This is a genomic window from Shewanella decolorationis S12 (assembly GCF_000485795.1).
Taxonomy (GTDB): domain Bacteria; phylum Pseudomonadota; class Gammaproteobacteria; order Enterobacterales; family Shewanellaceae; genus Shewanella; species Shewanella decolorationis.
On sequence record NZ_AXZL01000010.1, the window covers coordinates 1 to 2,622 of the forward strand.

The window sequence follows — 2,622 nt, forward strand, 5'->3', positions numbered from 1 at the left end:
CCCATCCCGAACTCAGAAGTGAAACGCAATCGCGCCGATGGTAGTGTGGGGTCTCCCCATGTGAGAGTAGGTCATCGCCAAGCGCCTAATTATGTCATCTTTGATGATAAAGAATTGCTGATATGGCTCAGTCGGTAGAGCGCATCCTTGGTAAGGATGAGGTCCCCAGTTCGATTCTGGGTATCAGCACCATACAGTCTAGTGTAGTGTCCTAGAGAAAAATTTGCTTGGTGACAATAGCATTGTGGTCCCACCTGATCCCATCCCGAACTCAGAAGTGAAACGCAATCGCGCCGATGGTAGTGTGGGGTCTCCCCATGTGAGAGTAGGTCATCGCCAAGCGCTAAATTAATAAAGGCCACCTAATTAGGTGGCCTTTTTGCTTTCCGAGAGTTTATTTCCATCGTTTGCTCGCCTCCTTCAGCCATCCAACCTTCCGGCCTTTCAGCCCATCAGCCCTCCAGCTGGATATGATACCAATTCCATTAACTAACTGACCAAAATTGTCCACTGTCTAGTACACAATCCTATCATTCTTGTTTTCTTCTTAATGAAAGTATTCCATGTAATAGAGCACTGTTCGACAATATCGTCGTACTACCATTCAGCATTGAAGTCTGATCTAATAGCAAGCAACCCAACAGCTTAAAATTGGATGAGGAAACCTGAAATTGCAGAAAGTCTGCTTAGCCTCTCCAAATGAGAAGGATTCGCATAAGCGCATACAATTGCTCGCTGTATCGCTTTTTTTGCAATGCCATAACCACACTCAGGTGGCAAGCCAGTTGAAGGTGGCCAGATCTAGCGTCAACTTATGGGTCTGCAGCTATCTTGGGCAACGACTGACAGATAAACCACGCCTATGGAAGAAGCCGTCATTGTCAAATGAGCAAAAAAGGAGACTCGCCAGATACATTCAGTTCAAAGCACAATCAGATGAGGGTGGCAGACTCACTGGGGCCGACATCCAGCAATACATCTCGAGTGAGTTTAATGTCGAGTACCATCCCAATCATATCTACAAGCTACTAAAGAGCATGGGATTCTGTTGGATAACCAGCCGCTCCAGGTATCCAAAACAAACTCAGAGCTTACAGGACGCTTTTAAAAAGTTTCCTCTGGAAACGCTCCTTCACACTCCCATTCATATACAACCATACCAGATTGATATTTGGTTTCAGGACGAAGCCCGATTCGGCCTGCAAAATACAACGACACGACTTTGGGCCCCCAAAGGCAGTAGACCAAGAGCGCTAAGACAGCAGTAGTTATCTCTTCGGCGCAGTCTGTCCTGCAACAGGAGAAACTGAAGCCATCATCACGCCATTCGTTAATAAGGACATCATGCACCAGCACCTGGAGCTGATTGCAAAACGCACCAAACCTGGCCGCCATGCTGTCGTGGTAATGGACGGTGCGGGTTGGCATACCAATGACATTGCTGCTGATATCCCCAAACTGTCGATACTCAAACTGCCGCCATATTCCCCAGAACTAAACCCCATCGAACAGGTATGGAGTTGGCTGCGCCAACATTATCTCGCCAATCGCTGCTTTAAAGGATATGAGGACAGAGTGGATGCCTGCAGCCAGGCATGGAACAGCTTTATCAGTTGTACAAAACGCGTGGTAAAGATGTGCTCTCGGGAATGGGCAAAGGTGACTGAACTTTAATGCGGAATGGTATAACCACTAAAACAACGATTAGCCAACATATTTTGACGCAGTCATTGCCATACCTGCTCTATCGGATTTAACTCCGGTGAATAAGGCGGCAACTTGAGAAGCATCAGATTATCAACGTCATCGGCCAAATCCTGTTGATGCCAGCCCGCGCCGTCCATGATGACCAGCGCATGCCGTCCAAATGGGGTGGCAGTTGAAATCAGTTCTAAATGCTCGTGCATATATTCGCTATTGGCATGCGGGGCAATAATCGCTTGTGTCGCCTCCGTTGTCGGACACACGGCGCCACATAAATACGCAGATTCAAATTGTTGCTGCTTGACGGCTCGTGGACTAGTCCCTTTCTCTGCCCAAATACAGGTGGTGGTATTCTGTTGGCCAAAGCGGACTTCATCTTGAAACAAAACGTCAATGCGATCGAGTGCAATGAGCCTAGCTGTGTTAAGGATCGTTGTCATCCGGAAGTTTTTAAAGGCCTCTTAAATCGCTTAAGCAATGTATTACGACTGAAACTATTCGAAGAAATACCGTAAGCAACGAACTTTTAAGTACTAAAAAGCGGATAATAAAAAGGGCGCGATTATTGGAAAAACTGGTGCAATGTGGATAACTCTGGGAATAACTCGTGGGCAGCTTGTGCCTAGATTGGGTGTAAAAAGGCATTTGAAAAATAATGCAAAAAACTTCAAAAAAGCCCTTGCACAAAAGTTTTCGCTGCCTATAATGCGCATCCACTGACACGGCAGACAGCGAAAGCGGATGCGGTTACAGTACGAATCGAATGCAAAATGTGCGCTTGGTTCGAAAGCCTCAAGAAGTTTGCAAAAACGCCTTGACGCGACACGGGAAATGCGTAGAATACGCAGCCCTGACCCGCTGAGCGGTAACGCGAAGTGAGTGGTCAAATGCTCTTTAACAATCTAAACAAGAAATCTG

1 tRNA gene, 2 rRNA genes and 3 pseudogenes are annotated in these 2,622 nt (G+C 46.8%); 4 read left to right on the forward strand and 2 right to left on the reverse strand.

Annotation, left to right across the window (positions count from 1 at the left end):
- From rrf (SHD_RS00925) to rrf (SHD_RS00935), 3 genes are all read left to right on the forward strand, one after another.
- Window positions 1-83 (forward strand): 5S ribosomal RNA (gene rrf, locus SHD_RS00925); the annotation flags it as partial.
- A 33-nt stretch (window positions 84-116) separates the two neighbouring features.
- A tRNA-Thr gene (locus SHD_RS00930) sits at window positions 117-192 on the forward strand.
- Between the two features lie 34 nt (window positions 193-226).
- Window positions 227-342: ribosomal RNA gene (rrf, locus tag SHD_RS00935) — 5S ribosomal RNA — on the forward strand.
- Between the two features lie 147 nt (window positions 343-489).
- On the opposite strand, the pseudogene SHD_RS21750 reads toward rrf (SHD_RS00935), so the two are convergent.
- Window positions 490-597, reverse strand: a pseudogene (locus SHD_RS21750) (IS630 family transposase); the annotation flags it as partial.
- 68 nt (window positions 598-665) lie between these two features.
- Here SHD_RS21750 and SHD_RS21475 point away from each other — a divergent pair.
- Window positions 666-1,674: pseudogene (locus tag SHD_RS21475) on the forward strand (IS630 family transposase).
- 56 nt (window positions 1,675-1,730) lie between these two features.
- Here SHD_RS21475 and SHD_RS00950 read toward each other — a convergent pair.
- Window positions 1,731-2,165: pseudogene (locus SHD_RS00950) on the reverse strand (IS630 family transposase); the annotation flags it as partial.
- Between the last annotated feature and the right edge of the window lie 457 nt (window positions 2,166-2,622).